Origin of the sequence: Microbulbifer sp. MI-G, assembly GCF_030440425.1 — a bacterium.
In the GTDB taxonomy this organism is placed as follows: domain Bacteria; phylum Pseudomonadota; class Gammaproteobacteria; order Pseudomonadales; family Cellvibrionaceae; genus Microbulbifer; species Microbulbifer spongiae.
The window spans coordinates 4,081,493-4,100,345 of sequence record NZ_CP098023.1 but is presented as its reverse complement, the minus strand read 5'-3'; the positions used below and the strand labels follow the sequence as shown (position 1 = coordinate 4,100,345).

The following is an 18,853-nucleotide window of genomic DNA, read 5'->3' as shown; positions in this document are numbered from 1 at the left end:
AGGGGGAGATGCCTGGATTTCAAAAAATCAAATTGGCACTTTTGGTAAGTATCACGTTTGTACTGCCCATAACGCCAGGTCAGGCCCAGGAAGATAATGCCGGTTTTCGCAGTCGCGTAAGGGATGCATTCGACCAGAATACGCCTACGGTTAACGAACCGGATATCACCAAAGATTTTTTACAGCGCACCTATGAAGCGGAAGCTCCAAATCTCAATACCCGGATTCCCGAGATTTCCCGGCGTAATGAAGGGCCGAGGATTGCCGTAAAAAAGTTCCGGTTTCACAGATTGGAGGAATATCCAGAGCTTGGTATTGATCGCGAAATCATTGAGCAATTAGCTGAATCATTGCGGATACAATTTATGAAGGAAGATAAACGCCTTGCCAGCGGGTTTACCCTTGAGGAACTGGAAGAGCTTGCTGGCTTGCTCGATAGTATGAAGGCCCAGCTTAACCCGCAAGGGCTGGGTCCTGCAGAATTAATAAAACTCGTCAGTGTGATTGAAAGACAAAATGAGGATCGCGGGCTCAGCTATGCGGATCTTGAAGAGATTGCGGCAGAACTCACCGGTTTTTACCGGCGCCAGGGGCTTTTTCTGGCTCAGGTTCAAATCCCTGCGCAGGATGTGGAAAACGGAGTGGTAACGCTCACCGTACAAGAGGGTTTGCTGGGCCAGATTGTTGCCGATGATAACGATCAATATGCACAGGGGAAATTGGTTGCTCCTTTTGAGGATCAGCGTGGAAATCTGGTCAATCATGCAGATATTGAGGCGGGATTATACCTGCTGAATGATCTGCCTGCTCTGAATGTCACGGGCTATTTCAGTGCGGGCGAAAATCCCGGGGAGACCAAGCTCAATTTAAAAGTACGCGATACGAATCGCTGGAAAGCCTCTTTCAGGGTGGATAATCATGGCTCATTGTATACTGGTGATCAGCGAGCATACGCCACCATAGACTGGCTCAACCCGTTGGGGATTGGCGATGCCTTGACTGTCGGCTATCTGAAATCCAATCCTGGCTCAAATGATTTTGTGGGCTCGGAACTGGCGCAGTTGAAATACAGTTTTCCGTTGATCAGCCCTCGTACCAGAGTGCAGCTGTCTGCTGACTATAATGATTTCAGCCTATATGACGAAGAAAATGAAAACAATATCATTAACGTGCTGGATATTAATGGTCTCAACAAGCGCTATACTTTTTCGATAGATCATAAATTCATAAGATCACGGGATTTCAATGTTACCGGTTCCCTTGCACTGACTGACAAAGAATCCGATATTGGTGGAATTCCAGGGCTTGATAGAATTCTAAGTTTCACAAACGACCATGTGTATGGTGGTGAGGTGGGTTTCTATATAGACAGCCTTTCAAATGGTTTTCTTTCGATGCTGAATATAGTGAATACCACACTGCAATATGGTGAACACAAAAATACAGTTGAGAAAGGCAGAGGGGATAGATTCACAAAGCTATCTTTAAATACCAACTCATTGATCTTTCTGCCAATGCCGTTTTCTGATGATCACTCCAGGCTGATATTAAAAAGCCGGGCGCAATATAGCGACAGTAATTTGCCTGGATTTGAGCAGTTTTCCCTGGGCGGGGCCAATAGTGTCCGGGCTTTTTCTGTGAGGGACTTTTCCGCAGACCGGGGTGGCGTTTTATCTGCTGAATGGTATATGAGTTTTCCTGACGCCATTGATCCGGAGCTTTTCGGGCAGCGCCTGAATGATATGTTTCAAGTGGCTCTTATTGCAGATATCGGGTATGGATATGTGAACAATTATGAAGCCGGGCTGAAGGATGACTGGGCCCGGTTCTCAGGAGCCGGCATGTTGTTTAAATTTAACTGGAACGACAGGTTCTCCAGCAAGGTTTCTGTTGCTTGGCCACTGGATTCAGGTTCCTCTATACCTAATCTAACCGTTGGCGAAGATCAGCCAACGGTCTATACCGATTTCTCTGTATTTTACAATTGACTTATAAGGCCCATCCAAGGTTAAACACATTTGGCGGATCTTCACAGGTGCCGGTATGAATATCAAAATAAACAAGCCCGAATTAAAAAAAATATCTCGAGGAATTAAGCTGTCACGTGTGGCCTGTGCTGGGATCCTGGCCAGTTTGGTAAGCCCGCTGCTCCATGCTGGCCCTGAAGGCGGTGTTGTAACCGGTGGCAGTGGCACTATTGATGTGAACGGCACTACAACGACGATTGATCAGGTGACAGATTTACTGTCAATTGACTGGGATTCTTTCAATTTGAGCGAGGAGGAGTTGGTTAAATTTCTACAGCCCAATGCTTCTTCCATTGTGCTTAATCGTATTCTGGATCAAAACCCAAGTACGATTCGTGGAGCCCTCGAATCGAACGGGCATGTGATTCTGGTGAATCCTCGGGGTGTGTTATTTACAGAGAGCGCCACAGTGAATGTGGGCGCTCTTACCGCATCCGGACTTGATATGGCTCCTGAAGATTTTATAAATGGCGACTTTACATTTAAAGGTGAAAGTGGCTCTGCCGGATATGTGATCAACAAAGGGGTCATTAATGCAGCCAGTGCGGTACTGGTTGGCAAACAGGTGACAAACACCTCTACGGGATTAATTCAAGCTGACTTGGTCAGTCTGGCAGCAGCTGATGAAGCTTTCCTTACTTTTGATACTGACGGCTTGATTGGACTGAAAGTAACTAAAGAGGTAATGGAAAACGAACTTGGGGTAGATAGTGCGGTGTTGAATACCGGCACAATAAATGGTGCCCAGGTTCTGATGGAAGCCAGTGTCTCTGAGGGGCTGTTCACCGCGGCAGTTAATAATGAAGGGAGCATACATGCTCGTGGAATTGACAATAGTGGAGGGAAGATTCGTCTATTCGGCTCTGGTTCCGGTGTTGTCAATAGTGGCAGTTTAGAGGCATCTGGCACCACTGGTGGTGAGGTAGTCATGGAGGGCAACACTGCAGAGCACAGTGGCATCATTACTGTTCAGGGTCAAAGTGGTAACGGCGGCCAGGTAATGGTGCTTGGTGATGAGGTTCTTGTCAGTGGGACCATAGATGCGAGGGGATTTGTCTCTGGAGGTAAAGTTCTGGTCGGTGGCGATTTTCATGGTGACAACCCCGATGTCCGCAATGCACAAACAACCAGGCTAACTGCTGAGGCTGAAATTAATGTCAGTGGTAGAGGAAATGGAAACGGTGGTGAAGTTATTGTCTGGGCTGACAGCAGCACTTATATTGCCGGCAGTATCCGCGCTGAATCCGGTGAATCTGGCGGCGATGGAGGTTTAATAGAAACCTCCGGAAAGCAGTATCTCTACCTTGATGAGGACGCATTATTTATTTCCACCATAAGCCATGGCAGCGGAGATACTGGCGACTGGCTGTTGGACCCGGGCTGGATGGAAATTGCTGAAGCCTGTTCTGTAAATTGTATTTCAAACGCGAGTATTAGCACTTATTTAGAGAACACTAACATTGAAATAAGTGTAACCGACGCGAATACGGCCAGTGGTCCTGATGGGGATGTATCCCCCGGCTCTGGGGCAGATTTCTCCGAAGGTATTCTTGTCTCTGGTTCCCTGGCGTGGAGTTCTGCCAATACCCTGACTTTATCTTCCTTTAGCGGTATACAGATCTCTGAAACTGGGTCCATCTCTGCAGGCAATGGAATTCTGGTTGCAAACTCCGGGGGATCATTTGTTAATCTAGGCAGCATCAATGTTGCCGATTTCTCCCTAACTGTAGGGATTAATCCATTTGATACATCCCAGATTTCAGGCACAAATAATGTGCTGGGCAATATTCTTGTTTCCAATGCTGGTAGTGTCACAGCGGGAAGCGGATCAGACAAGTTTACGTTGTCGGCAGATGCCGACAGTGTTTGGGTGGATGGTGATTATGCTTTTACCACCAATAATATTGCCTTTACCGGTATTGAGGCACTGGATCTCGGGGGCGGAGAGGATATTGTTACTGGTATCGATGGGACCAGCTGGTTACTGACCGGCAATAATAAAGAAGCGCGCAACAGCGGCATCCTGTTCTCCGAGGTGGAAACCCTTACCGCCACCAGTGCCAACCTGTTGGGCACCGCGAACGATGACGCCTTTGCCCTGAACGCCGGTGGTGGGGTGGAAGCCTATCAAATGACCTTTAGCGGCCTGACTGCAGTGCAGGGCCGAGGTGGCAGCGACAGCGTAATCGGCGCCGATGGTGCCGACTGGTTACTGACCGGCAATAATAAAGAAGCCCACAACAGCGGTATCCTGTTCTCCGATGTGGAAACCCTTACCGCCACCAGTGCCAACCTGTTGGGTACTGCCGACAGCGATACTTTTACCCTGGGTGCCGGCGGTGAGGTGACAACCTATGAAATGACCTTTACCGACCTGACTGCAGTGCAGGGCCGGGGTGGCAGCGACAGTCTTGATGCCCTTGCCTACAGTGCTGGCCTGGAATTGACTGGCAGCGATAACCAGTTGCTCGCGGGTGGGCTGACTTTCGAGGGTATTTTCAGTGCAACCACAGCGCTTTTAACCGGCAGCAGTGGGGATGACCTGTTTACCATCACCGGCACAAATGCCCTGAATACCGCGAATATCGACTTTAGCGGGTTGAATACCGTCAATGCGGGTTTGGGCAGTGACAGCCTGGTGGTATTGGATCTGGTAAGCCTGACTGGTAACAGTCAGGAAGCAGTAACCAGTGGAATCCATTTTAGTGAGATCGACAGTGTTACAGGCGGCAGCCTGGTGGGCTCGGATGATGCGGATATTTTCTCAGTAACCGGTTTAAATGCACTGATTGCCAACGATATCGCTTTCAGCAATATCAGCAGCGTAGATGCCGCTGGAGGTATCGATACAGTGAATGGGATTGGTGGTGCCGACTGGTTACTGACTGGCAATAATAAAGAAGCGCGCAACAGCGGCATCCTGTTCTCCGATGTGGAAACCCTTACCGCCACCAGTGCCAACCTGTTGGGCACCGCGAACGATGACGCCTTTGCCCTGAACGCCGGTGGTGGGGTGGAAGTTTACGAAATGACCTTTAGCGGCCTGACTGCAGTGCAGGGCCGGGGCGGCAGCGACAGCCTTAACGCGCTTGCCTACATTGATGGTCTGGAATTGACTGGCAGCGATAACCAGTTGCTCGCGGGTGGGCTGACTTTCGAGGGTATTTTCAGTGCAACCACAGCGCTTTTAACCGGCAGCAGTGGGGATGACCTGTTTACCATCACCGGCACAAATTCCCTGAATACAGCGAACATCAACTTCAGCGAAGTGAATACCGTCAATGCGGGTTTGGGCAGTGACAGCCTGGTGGTATTGGATCTGGTAAGCCTGACTGGTAACAGTCAGGAAGCAGTAACCAGTGGAATCCGTTTTAGCGAGATTAACAGTGTTACAGGCGGCAGCCTGGTGGGCTCGGATGATGCGGATATTTTCTCAGTAACCGGTTTAAATGCACTGATTGCCAACGATATCGCTTTCAGCAATATCAGCAGCGTAGATGCCGCTGGAGGTATCGATACAGTGAATGGGATTGGTGGTGCCGACTGGTTACTGACCGGCAATAATAAAGAAGCCAGCAACAGCGGTATCCTGTTCTCCGAGGTGGAAACCCTTACCGCCACCAGTGCCAACCTGTTGGGCACCGCGAACGATGACGCCTTTGCCCTGAACGCCGGTGGTGGGGTGGAAGCCTATCAAATGACCTTTAGCGGCCTGACTGCAGTGCAGGGCCGGGGTGGCAGCGACAGTCTTGATGCCCTTGCCTACAGTGCTGGCCTGGAATTGACTGGCAGCGATAACCAGTTGCTAGCGGGTGGGCTGACTTTCGAGGGTATTTTCAGTGCAACCACAGCGCTTTTAACCGGCAGCAGTGGGGATGACCTGTTTACCATCACTGGCACCAATACCCTGAATGCCGCAAACATCAACTTCAGCGAAGTGGATACCGTCAATGCGGGTTTGGGCAGTGACAGCCTGGTGGTATTGGATCTGGTAAGCCTGACTGGTAACAGTCAGGAAGCAGTAACCAGTGGAATCCGTTTTAGCGAGATTAACAGTGTTACAGGCGGCAGCCTGGTGGGCTCGGATGATGCGGATATTTTCTCAGTAACCGGTTTAAATGCACTGATTGCCAACGATATCGCTTTCAGCAATATCAGCAGCGTAGATGCCGCTGGAGGTATCGATACAGTGAATGGGATTGGTGGTGCCGACTGGTTACTGACCGGCAATAATAAAGAAGCCAGCAACAGCGGTATCCTGTTCTCCGAGGTGGAAACCCTTACCGCCACCAGTGCCAACCTGTTGGGTACTGCCGACAGCGATACTTTTACCCTGGGTGCCGGCGGTGAGGTGACAACCTATGAAATGACCTTTACCGGCCTGACTGCAGTGCAGGGCCGGGGTGGCAGCGACAGTCTTGATGCCCTTGCCTACAGTGCTGGCCTGGAATTGACTGGCAGCGATAACCAGTTGCTCGCGGGTGGGCTGACTTTCGAGGGTATTTTCAGTGCAACCACAGTGCTTTTAACCGGCAGCAGTGGGGATGACCTGTTTACCATCACCGGCACAAATGCCCTGAATACCGCGAATATCGACTTTAGCGGGTTGAATACCGTCAATGCGGGTTTGGGCAGTGACAGCCTGGTGGTATTGGATCTGGTAAGCCTGACTGGTAACAGTCAGGAAGCAGTAACCAGTGGAATCCATTTTAGTGAGATCGACAGTGTTACAGGCGGCAGCCTGGTGGGCTCGGATGATGCGGATATTTTCTCAGTAACCGGTTTAAATGCACTGATTGCCAACGATATCGCTTTCAGCAATATCAGCAGCGTAGATGCCGCTGGAGGTATCGATACAGTGAATGGGATTGGTGGTGCCGACTGGTTACTGACTGGCAATAATAAAGAAGCGCGCAACAGCGGCATCCTGTTCTCCGATGTGGAAACCCTTACCGCCACCAGTGCCAACCTGTTGGGCACCGCGAACGATGACGCCTTTGCCCTGAACGCCGGTGGTGGGGTGGAAGTTTACGAAATGACCTTTAGCGGCCTGACTGCAGTGCAGGGCCGGGGCGGCAGCGACAGCCTTAACGCGCTTGCCTACATTGATGGTCTGGAATTGACTGGCAGCGATAACCAGTTGCTCGCGGGTGGGCTGACTTTCGAGGGTATTTTCAGTGCAACCACAGCGCTTTTAACCGGCAGCAGTGGGGATGACCAGTTTACCATCACCGGCACAAATTCCCTGAATGCCGCAAATATCGACTTTAGCGGGTTGAATAACGTCAATGCAGGTTTGGGCAGTAACAGCCTGGTGGCATTGGATCTGGTAAGCCTGACTGGCAACAGCCAGGAAGTGGTAACCAGTGCTATCCATTTTAGCGAGATCGACAGGGTGACAGGCAGTAGCCTGGCGGGTTCGGATAACGCGGATACGTTTTCAGTAACCGGTTTAAATACCCTGATTGCCAACGATATCGCTTTCAGCAGTATCAGCAGCGTAGATGCCGCTGGAGGTATCGATACAGTGAATGGGATTGGTGCTGCCGACTGGTTACTGACCGGCAATAATAAAGAAGCGCGCAACAGCGGTATCCTGTTTTCCGATGTGGAAACCCTCACCGCCACCAGTGCCAACCTGTTGGGCACCGCGAACGATGACGCCTTTGCCCTGAACGCCAGTGGTGGGGTGGAAGCCTATCAAATGACCTTTACCGGCCTGACTGCAGTGCAGGGCCGGGGTGGCAGCGACAGCCTTAACGCGCTTGCCTATAGCGATGGTTTGACTTTGGCTGGCAGAGATAATGCGCTTGCCGCGGGTGGGCTGACTTTCGAGGGTATTTTCAGTGCAATCACAGCGCTTTTAACCGGCAGCAGTGGAGATGACCAGTTTACCATCACTGGCACCAATACCCTGAATGCCGCAAACATCAACTTCAGCGAAGTGGGTACCGTCAATGCGGGTTTGGGCAGTAACAGCCTGGCGGGCTCGGATGATGCGGATATTTTCTCAGTAACCGGTTTAAATGCACTGATGGCCAACGATATCGCTTTCAGCAATATCAGCAGCGTAGATGCCGCTGGAGGTATCGATACAGTGAATGGGATTGGTGGTGCCGACTGGTTACTGACTGGCAATAATAAAGAAGCCAGCAACAGCGGCATCCTGTTTTCCGATGTGGAAACCCTTACCGCCACCAGTGCCAACCTGTTGGGTACTGCCGACAGCGATACCTTTACCCTGGGTGCCGGCGGTGAGGTGGCAACCTATGAAATGACCTTTACCGGCCTGACTGCAGTGCAGGGCCGGGGCGGCAGCGACAGCCTTAACGCGCTTGCCTACATTGATGGCCTGGAATTGACTGGCAGCGATAACCAGTTGCTCGCGGGTGGGCTGACTTTCGAGGGTATTTTCAGTGCAACCACAGTGCTTTTAACCGGCAGCAGTGGGGATGACCTGTTTACCATCACCGGCACAAATTCCCTGAATACAGCGAACATCAACTTCAGCGAAGTGAATACCGTCAATGCGGGTTTGGGCAGTGACAGCCTGGTGGTATTGGATCTGGTAAGCCTGACTGGTAACAGTCAGGAAGCAGTAACCAGTGGAATCCGTTTTAGCGAGATTAACAGTGTTACAGGCGGCAGCCTGGTGGGCTCGGATGATGCGGATATTTTCTCAGTAACCGGTTTAAATGCACTGATTGCCAACGATATCGCTTTCAGCAATATCAGCAGCGTAGATGCCGCTGGAGGTATCGATACAGTGAATGGGATTGGTGGTGCCGACTGGTTACTGACCGGCAATAATAAAGAAGCCAGCAACAGCGGTATCCTGTTCTCCGAGGTGGAAACCCTTACCGCCACCAGTGCCAACCTGTTGGGTACTGCCGACAGCGATACTTTTACCCTGGGTGCCGGCGGTGAGGTGACAACCTATGAAATGACCTTTACCGGCCTGACTGCAGTGCAGGGCCGGGGTGGCAGCGACAGTCTTGATGCCCTTGCCTACAGTGCTGGCCTGGAATTGACTGGCAGCGATAACCAGTTGCTAGCGGGTGGGCTGACTTTCGAGGGTATTTTCAGTGCAACCACAGCGCTTTTAACCGGCAGCAGTGGGGATGACCTGTTTACCATCACTGGCACCAATACCCTGAATGCCGCAAACATCAACTTCAGCGAAGTGGATACCGTCAATGCGGGTTTGGGCAGTGACAGCCTGGTGGCACTGGATCTGGTAAGCCTGACTGGCAACAGCCAGGAAGTGGTAACCAGTGCTATCCGTTTTAGCGAGATCGACAGTGTTACAGGCAGTAGCCTGGCGGGTTCGGATAACGCGGACAGGTTCGAGATTACCGACCTGAATGCGCTGATGGCCAATGATATTGCCTTTAATGGTATCAGCAGTGTAAATGCCCTTGGCGGTATCGACACGGTCAACGGAGCCGATAGCGCCGACTGGTTACTGACCGGCAATACTAAAGAAGCCAGCAACAGCGGCATCCTGTTTTCCGATGTGGAAACCCTGACTGCTATAAATGCCAATCTGCTGGGTACTGCCAACAGCGATACCTTTACCCTGGGTGCCGGCGGTGAGGTGGCAACCTATGAAATGACCTTTACCGGCCTGTCTGCAGTGCAGGGCCGGGGCGGTATCGACAGCCTTAACGCGCTTGCCTATAGCGATGGTTTGACTTTAGCTGGCAGAGATAATGCGCTTGCCGCGGGTGGGCTGACTTTCGAGGGTATTTTCAGTGCAACCACAGCGCTTTTAACCGGCAGCAGTGAGGATGACCAGTTTACCATCACCGGCACAAATTCCCTGAATGCCGCAAATATCGACTTTAGCGGGTTGAATAACGTCAATGCAGGTTTGGGCAGTAACAGCCTGGTGGCATTGGATCTGGTAAGCCTGACTGGCAACAGCCAGGAAGTGGTAACCAGTGCTATCCATTTTAGCGAGATCGACAGGGTGACAGGCAGTAGCCTGGCGGGTTCGGATAACGCGGATACGTTTTCAGTAACCGGTTTAAATACCCTGATTGCCAACGATATCGCTTTCAGCAGTATCAGCAGCGTAGATGCCGCTGGAGGTATCGATACAGTGAATGGGATTGGTGCTGCCGACTGGTTACTGACCGGCAATAATAAAGAAGCGCGCAACAGCGGTATCCTGTTTTCCGATGTGGAAACCCTCACCGCCACCAGTGCCAACCTGTTGGGCACCGCGAACGATGACGCCTTTGCCCTGAACGCCAGTGGTGGGGTGGAAGCCTATCAAATGACCTTTACCGGCCTGACTGCAGTGCAGGGCCGGGGTGGCAGCGACAGCCTTAACGCGCTTGCCTATAGCGATGGTTTGACTTTGGCTGGCAGAGATAATGCGCTTGCCGCGGGTGGGCTGACTTTCGAGGGTATTTTCAGTGCAATCACAGCGCTTTTAACCGGCAGCAGTGGAGATGACCAGTTTACCATCACTGGCACCAATACCCTGAATGCCGCAAACATCAACTTCAGCGAAGTGGGTACCGTCAATGCGGGTTTGGGCAGTAACAGCCTGGCGGGCTCGGATGATGCGGATATTTTCTCAGTAACCGGTTTAAATGCACTGATGGCCAACGATATCGCTTTCAGCAATATCAGCAGCGTAGATGCCGCTGGAGGTATCGATACAGTGAATGGGATTGGTGGTGCCGACTGGTTACTGACTGGCAATAATAAAGAAGCCAGCAACAGCGGCATCCTGTTTTCCGATGTGGAAACCCTTACCGCCACCAGTGCCAACCTGTTGGGTACTGCCGACAGCGATACCTTTACCCTGGGTGCCGGCGGTGAGGTGGCAACCTATGAAATGACCTTTACCGGCCTGACTGCAGTGCAGGGCCGGGGCGGCAGCGACAGCCTTAACGCGCTTGCCTACATTGATGGCCTGGAATTGACTGGCAGCGATAACCAGTTGCTCGCGGGTGGGCTGACTTTCGAGGGTATTTTCAGTGCAACCACAGTGCTTTTAACCGGCAGCAGTGGGGATGACCTGTTTACCATCACCGGCACAAATGCCCTGAATACCGCGAATATCGACTTTAGCGGGTTGAATACCGTCAATGCGGGTTTGGGCAGTGACAGCCTGGTGGCACTGGATCTGGTAACCCTGACTGGCAATAGCCAGGAAGTGGTAACCAGTGGAATCCGTTTTAATGAGATCGACAGTGTTACAGGCGACAGCCTGGCGGGCTCGGATGATGCGGATATTTTCTCAGTAACCGGTTTAAATGCACTGATGGCCAATGATATTGCCTTTAATGGTATCAGCAGCGTAGATGCCGCTGGAGGTATCGATACAGTGAATGGGATTGGTGCTGCCGACTGGTTACTGACTGGCAATAATAAAGAAGCGCGCAACAGCGGTATCCTGTTCTCCGAGGTGGAAACCCTTACCGCCACCAGTGCCAACCTGTTGGGTACTCCCGACAGTGATACCTTTACCCTGGGTGCCGGCGGTGAGGTGGCAACCTATGAAATGACCTTTACCGGCCTGACTGCAGTGCAGGGCCGGGGCGGCAGCGACAGCCTTAACGCGCTTGCCTACATTGATGGCCTGGAATTGACTGGCAGCGATAACCAGTTGCTCGCGGGTGGGCTGACTTTCGAGGGTATTTTCAGTGCAATCACAGCGCTTTTAACCGGCAGTAGTGGGGATGATCAGTTTACCATCACTGGCACCAATACCCTGAATGCCGCAAACATCAACTTCAGCGAAGTGGATACCGTCAATGCGGGTTTGGGCAGTGACAGCCTGGTGGCACTGGATCTGGTAAGCCTGACTGGCAACAGCCAGGAAGTGGTAACCAGTGCTATCCGTTTTAGCGAGATCGACAGGGTGACAGGCAGCAGCCTGGCGGGCTCGGATAACGCGGACAGGTTCGAGATCACTGGCCTGAATGCGCTGATGGCCAATGATATTGTCTTTAATGGTATCAGCAGTGTAAATGCCCTTGGCGGTATCGACACGGTCAACGGAGCCGATAGCGCCGACTGGTTACTGACCGGCAATACTAAAGAAGCCAGCAACAGCGGCATCCTGTTCTCCGATGTGGAAACCCTGACTGCTATAAATGCCAATCTGCTGGGTACTGCCAACAGCGATACCTTTACCCTGGGTGCCGGCGGTGAGGTGGCAACCTATGAAATGACCTTTACCGGCCTGTCTGCAGTGCAGGGCCGGGGCGGTATCGACAGCCTTAACGCGCTTGCCTATAGCGATGGTTTGACTTTAGCTGGCAGAGATAATGCGCTTGCCGCGGGTGGGCTGACTTTCGAGGGTATTTTCAGTGCAACCACAGCGCTTTTAACCGGCAGCAGTGGGGATGACCAGTTTACCATCACCGGCACAAATTCCCTGAATGCCGCAAATATCGACTTTAGCGGGTTGAATAACGTCAATGCAGGTTTGGGCAGTAACAGCCTGGTGGCATTGGATCTGGTAAGCCTGACTGGCAACAGCCAGGAAGTGGTAACCAGTGCTATCCATTTTAGCGAGATCGACAGGGTGACAGGCAGTAGCCTGGCGGGTTCGGATAACGCGGATACGTTTTCAGTAACCGGTTTAAATACCCTGATTGCCAACGATATCGCTTTCAGCAGTATCAGCAGCGTAGATGCCGCTGGAGGTATCGATACAGTGAATGGGATTGGTGCTGCCGACTGGTTACTGACCGGCAATAATAAAGAAGCGCGCAACAGCGGTATCCTGTTTTCCGATGTGGAAACCCTCACCGCCACCAGTGCCAACCTGTTGGGCACCGCGAACGATGACGCCTTTGCCCTGAACGCCAGTGGTGGGGTGGAAGCCTATCAAATGACCTTTACCGGCCTGACTGCAGTGCAGGGCCGGGGTGGCAGCGACAGCCTTAACGCGCTTGCCTATAGCGATGGTTTGACTTTGACCGGCAGCAATAATGCGTTTGCCGCGGGCGCGCTTACTTTTGCTGGTATTCAAAGTGCGACAACACGAAACCTTGTAAACCCGATTGACCAAGCCATCCTCAAACTGGCAGGCCACAATACCCTTGAAACCGCCGGAATCCGCATTGACGGGCTGGAGAGCGTCAATAATATCGGGCGTGACAGTATATTATTGGGAACCAGTGGAGACGACCACTTTGGGCTCGCTACTAATGGAGATATCAGCGCAGCCGGCATTCGCTTTGCGGGTTTGAATCACGTTGACGGCGCAGGCGGCAATAATATCGTAACAGCGCAAGGTGCTATCTGGACTTCAACCATGAAAGGGGGGGCTTTAGTCGACGGCAGTGCTGAAGCCACGATCAATAATATTTCTGTTTTGTTTGAAAACCTTGCAGGGGTGGAAGGCACTGGAACCTACACCGGCCAAGATATTGATAGCGAGTATGTATTCAGCAGTTTGAATACGATGACCATCGGGGGTATAGCCTTTGCCGATCTCAGTCGCTTAATCTCGGGCAGCGGAAAAGACGTGATACACGGTGCGGATATTGATGCTAACTGGGATATCAATGATTCACAGCAGCGTGTCAGTAGCGATGGCAGGTCCCTGATATTTAGTGGTGTTGAATCGATATTTGCCGGTAGCGGTATTGATCAGTTCACCCTGGGCGGTGGTCAACTTACGGAAATTAATGCGGGAGCGGGTAATGACTCGGTCATGCTCTCTGGTACGGTTATTGACACTATTTCCCTGGGCCAGGGGGATGATTACGTGCAGGTGAATACCGCAGGCAACCAGGGAATAGCGCTATTTGGAGGCGGTGGAAATGATGCATTCCAGTACACCCCTGCTGATGGTATCTGGCAAATATTCTCAACAGGGAATTCAGTGGGCAATATACGATTTGACGGCTTTGAATTGCTGAAGAACACTGCAAACAACTTTACCCTGGAGACGGATTTAGGCTTTGATTTCACCACTGAAAGTACAGGTCCCGGTATCTTGAACCAGAGTGGCGCAGGTGTGGTATTTACCAGGAGCGGCATGTATCTGGGCTATGATGGCGAAGGAGATATCAGGATTGTCAGCAGTTCACTGGACACGATCGGAGGGCGCCTCAAGGCTGACCGGGCGGATTTGACTGTTGCTGGGGACCTTGATATTGAGACAGCAGTCAATACTTTGGGCGTTTCTACTTCGGGGAGAGATATTGATATCAGCATCCTGGCCCAGGGGGATCTTGTGATCGATGAAATCAATGCAGGGCGCGGCACTGTCACACTGGCCAGTGCCAGTTTTGGAAACCTGACGGCTGAAACCTATGGCGATACCCATATCACGGCAGGTGTGGTAAAGCTGGGGGTTGAGACTCAGCCATGGGCTTTAATTGGCAGTGCCATTAATCCTCTGCGTATGGACGCCACAAACCGGGTTGAGATTGTTTCAATAACCTATTATGAACCGGATTTTATTGGCCAGGTTCCTGTTTTTACCAGTACCGGTGACGAACTCCAGTCAATAGCCGGTGCACAGGCTGCCCAGGGATTGAAATCTGCTGTACAAAATGAGGTGGAAGACTTTACACAAATTGATCCGGCAATATTCACTGCAGTAAATCCCTATAGTAGTGGCGTAGATGCTGTCAATTCACCAGAAATGCGCCTCAAATCTGGTGAATTAACCCCCATAAATTGATCCGGGCGAATTGAGAGCAGGGATGGTGAAGAGTGACCGGGGTGAATGATCGCAGGTGCCATGCTCTCTGCGTGACACCTTGTTCGGCAAGGCATGGAAGTATTGGCAATGCGGTGCTGCATCTCAAGTTATGCTTACACCATTACCAAAATGAGTGTATACAACCCATTATCAGAATATTTTGATCGCAAGTGTGCCACAAAAACGCGGCAGTGTGGGGTATTCAATATTTGCCCTGCAGACGGCACAGCACCAGCCACTCCCAAAATATAGCCCCTCTCTGTGCGTTTTAGTTGACTTGTGCCGGTCGTAGTGTGGCGTCAGCAGTAGAATAAACAGCGCCATAGCGGCCCGGGTAAGCGATGGGTTGTCGCTCCCGTTGTTCTCGCTGTACCTATCCCTGTCATTCTCCCGACAACCAATGAATGTTTTTGGCACCTTTGGCAAGCTGCGGCAAGGGAAATCCTGCAGGCCACTTTTGAGCGTATTGAGAATGGGAAAATGGGCAAAGTGGTGTGGCAGCGACGCAAGGGGCAGTAAAATTGCAATCACCGTGTCAGGCGTCATAAAATTTTAATACAAAACTTATATATTGAATAACCTCCCGATTGGATTATCTGATAAGGGCAATGAAAAAAATTAATCGCAGAACTGTACTAAAGGGCATGTTTTCTGCAGCAGGGCTCTCGCTTGCTCAGAATTCCCTGGCAAATCTTGGCCTTTCTCTGGATCTGACGGATTCGCCTGCCTTGCGCCGTATTGCATTTGGATCTTGCTGCGATCAAAACAAACCCCAATTAATATGGAACAGTGTGATAGCAAAGAACCCGGAATTGTTTATTTTTCTGGGTGACAATATTTATGCAGACACGGAAGATATGGAGGTTATGGCAAATATTTATGAGCAGCAAGGCAAAAACTTTGCAGCCATACGTAACCAGTGCAATGTTATTGCTACCTGGGATGATCATGATTATGGCATGAACGATGCTGGCATTGAGTACCCAAAGAGGCAGGAATCCAGAGATCTTTTCCTAACATTCTGGGGTGAACTGGACAGCCCCAGGCGTCGGGATGACGGCATTTATCACAGCTACTACTACGGGCCCGCCGATGCTCGCGTGCAGGTGATTCTGCTTGATCTTCGCTATGAAAGAGCTGCAATTCATAAGGTGGGCATGCTGGCAGAAGCCGGCAGGCATATAAAAAACATGGGGCCTTACAGACCGGCAGAAGACAATCGCAGTATGATGTCTGAACAACAATGGCAGTGGCTTGAAAAGCAGTTGAAACAACCTGCCGACCTGAGAATCATTGGCTCCAGCATTCAGTTCCTGGCAGATTTTACCGGCTGGGAAGCCTGGGCAAACTATCCGGCGGATAAAAACAGGATGCTCAGTTTAATCAAGAAAACTCAGGCTAACGGAATTATCTTTGTGAGTGGTGATACACACTGGGCGGAGCTGTCCAGACAAACAGAGGGCGTACCCTATCCACTCTATGATTTGACTTCCAGTGGTTTAACGAATACCTGGTCACAAGTCAGCCCCAATCAACACCGTAAGGATGATGCTTATTTTGCTGAAAGAAACTTCGGCCAAATTACTATAGACTGGCAGGGTAGCGACACAGAAATTACCCTGCAAATTTGTGACATCAATGGCGATGCCAAAATTGCACATACCGTTGCCCTGAGTGAGTTACAGATCAAAGAGACTGCGTGAGGGAACGCAGATTGAGCCGAACAATTCATATACGAGCCAACAGAACAAAGGTGTGGAGATTGCCGGCTTTATAAGTCAAACTATTTGTATTGTGAACCAATAAGTCTTTCAACATCAATACAAATGATTATTCATTGTACCAAAAAACTGGCATCCATACTCCCGGCAGTCTCCACTGAATCACTGGCGGAAACCAGCCCACTAGGTAGCTGGCATGGGCACATTTATGCAGTTCACCGTCGTCATTGCTTGTTGTTCTGCCATGATGAAACCCGCTATACCGTCTTCTTGCCACTGCTTCCGAAACGGGAATTGGCTAACTTGGGCCGCTGGTTCAGGGAGGCCTTTACCGCATCCCTGGCCTATATGGGCCTGCCAGACAATCAGGTGAGCCGCGCAGAACTGGCTTTGGGGGCGGTGCAATTTGATACCAACACCAATCGTTCGGTGCAGGGCAGCCTGAACCGGATGCGCTTGATGCTGGATGGCCCCCTGGAAAAAGTAGATGACGTGATGCTACTCAACCCGCTGTCGGTCACGCGCTGGCTCTGTCACTATCCGGTGCGTGCGCGCAGTGGCAGCGGATACTCGATGGCCGATGATGCCATGACGAAGCGGGTTGCGGCTTTATCCCACGCACTATAGACAGGCTTCGCAAGAATCCGAAAAGCTGGCAAGCACTGGAGTGTGGGTAGAGCCGCCAGTTGGCAGGTTAAGGCTGTTGATGCATTCCACGATGATAAAACAGCCCTTAAATAATACTCCTATATTCGATTTTAATTCATAAAAGCTGCCAGTGAGTTTTCAATTAATCCTTGAGTATGGGAAAACCCGCTGCTGATCGCCCGTGAGGCGTTGCGCGGCAATATGGATACCAGTGCATTTCAAGCATCTGGTTTTGGAAGGATCACCCTGTCATATCCAAGCGATGGCCTGCTCAATTGCCATGGCTCTAGCGGCCGGAAAATGATCAATCACCCGGCAGCACTGCCCGCATTGACTGGCAACAACCGTGTAGTCCTGGCCAGAGTAATGGGGCAGGGATTGAGGGCTTTGCATCGAGTAAGTCGGGAGGGCAACATAAATTGACAATAGGTGTCAAAGCCGGTAGAAACCACAGCAAGGTTTCCAAAAACTTCAGTTGCTCAACCGTGCTTACTGGTGGTGTTCTCTCTTAAAAACCGGGAATAAAAATGGACGAATATACGCATGTTGTGATAGATAAAAATAACGTTGGCCTGGATGTACTCAGGCAGCGGATCAGGGAGCGCGGTATATTAACGGCTGAAGCCAGTGGCTATCAACTGGCAGCGGGTTCCATTAAGCTGGAGCACCACCTGCATGTATTTTTATGGGATAGCACTCTTGCAGGCCAAAAGGGGCGCATGAAGATCATTGTGGGAAGTGCACTGAATACAACTTTTACAGTGAGAGTAAGATGCCCGCACTTCACAAAGGATGGCATATTTTTTTCGGGAACATTACAGGGCGATAATGGCCATAATGGCCCCCCGAAAGGTATATCTACCAATGGCGCCTGGGGCTATAAAGGGAACATTGAGTCAAGGTTTTGTTTTATCGAAGGGCTTCATACCCGTGATACGCCGGGATATGAAGGCTGGGAAAGGGGTGATGGTTGGCCGTAACCCGGGCACTGGCCACCCAGGCGGGCTGCTGGGAAAATCCCATTCCAGCGTGGGACTTTCGAGCCTGGCAGAATGCCTGTAGTGTATGCGTGTCTAATGGCAATTAGCGCCGCGCCACAGCGTATATCTCGGCCAGAATAATACCCGCCACCGCACACTTTGGGCAGCAGCGGTGCCGAAATCCGCAGTTCAACGTGTTTCCGGGTTCTGCATTTGTTCCTTCTGGATACGCAGATACACTTCTTCCCGGTGTACCGGCAGGGATTTGGGGGCCGCGATGCCCACCCTGACCTGGTTACCGGTGATACTCAATACGGTGACGGAAACATTGGTTCCGATTCTGAGGTTCTCGCCGGGCCGGCGTTTTACAACCAACATAAGCCTTTCCTTCCGGGTTGCAAATCCCGGGATGACTTTTTTATGATGGGAATACTGGGAAAGTAACCTGTGAAGGCACTACAGGGAGGTGCGCGGGAACGGTAGGCGGTAAAGCAAAACAGGCGCGTGCAACGCTTCCAGAGCCTGGGCAACCACCCCTGGCGCCTGATAATGTCCCACTTTATTGAAGACGAGCGGGCTTCTAGCGTATGATCCATAGAGCCATTTTGATAGGTTAGTTATCAATTTGGTTAGCTGGCCCTTTGGTGTTGGTGCACCTTGGGTCAGCGCCTTTTACTTACGCTTAGGTCACGTACCGTTCTCCTGTTGTAGGGAAGGCTCTTTGAGAAAATGCCCGGGTTGGAAACTGCCCGGGCTTTTTGGGCCCCTTGCGCTGCTGGCTCGCAAAAACCG

At 51.2% G+C, this 18,853-nt stretch carries 6 protein-coding genes; 5 read left to right on the top strand and 1 reads right to left on the bottom strand.

Annotated features, from left to right (window positions below):
* Window positions 1–8 precede the first annotated feature (8 nt).
* From M8T91_RS16850 to M8T91_RS16830, 5 genes are all read left to right on the top strand, one after another.
* On the top strand, window positions 9–1,988 hold the full coding sequence (locus tag M8T91_RS16850) for a ShlB/FhaC/HecB family hemolysin secretion/activation protein (protein ID WP_301415387.1): 1,980 nt from the start codon (window positions 9–11) through the stop codon (window positions 1,986–1,988).
* Window positions 1,989–2,043: 55 nt separating this feature from the next.
* Window positions 2,044–14,691: a filamentous hemagglutinin N-terminal domain-containing protein gene (locus M8T91_RS16845; RefSeq protein ID WP_301415386.1), complete on the top strand. Its 12,648-nt coding sequence runs from the start codon at window positions 2,044–2,046 to the stop codon at window positions 14,689–14,691.
* A gap of 629 nt (window positions 14,692–15,320) precedes the next feature.
* Window positions 15,321–16,415 carry an alkaline phosphatase D family protein gene (locus tag M8T91_RS16840; RefSeq protein ID WP_301415385.1) on the top strand — a complete coding sequence of 365 codons (1,095 nt, stop codon included), beginning with the start codon at window positions 15,321–15,323 and terminating at the stop codon, window positions 16,413–16,415.
* A 123-nt stretch (window positions 16,416–16,538) separates the two neighbouring features.
* On the top strand, window positions 16,539–17,060 hold the full coding sequence (locus M8T91_RS19055; protein WP_436970308.1) for a DUF6933 domain-containing protein: 522 nt from the start codon (window positions 16,539–16,541) through the stop codon (window positions 17,058–17,060).
* A 548-nt stretch (window positions 17,061–17,608) separates the two neighbouring features.
* Window positions 17,609–18,061, top strand: coding sequence for a hypothetical protein (locus M8T91_RS16830; RefSeq protein ID WP_301415383.1), 453 nt, complete (start codon window positions 17,609–17,611; stop codon window positions 18,059–18,061).
* Between the two features lie 189 nt (window positions 18,062–18,250).
* Here M8T91_RS16830 and csrA read toward each other — a convergent pair whose 3' ends face one another.
* Entirely contained in the window at window positions 18,251–18,439 is a 189-nt protein-coding gene (gene csrA, locus M8T91_RS16825) for a carbon storage regulator CsrA (RefSeq protein ID WP_301415382.1), read from the bottom strand.
* Window positions 18,440–18,853 lie beyond the last annotated feature (414 nt).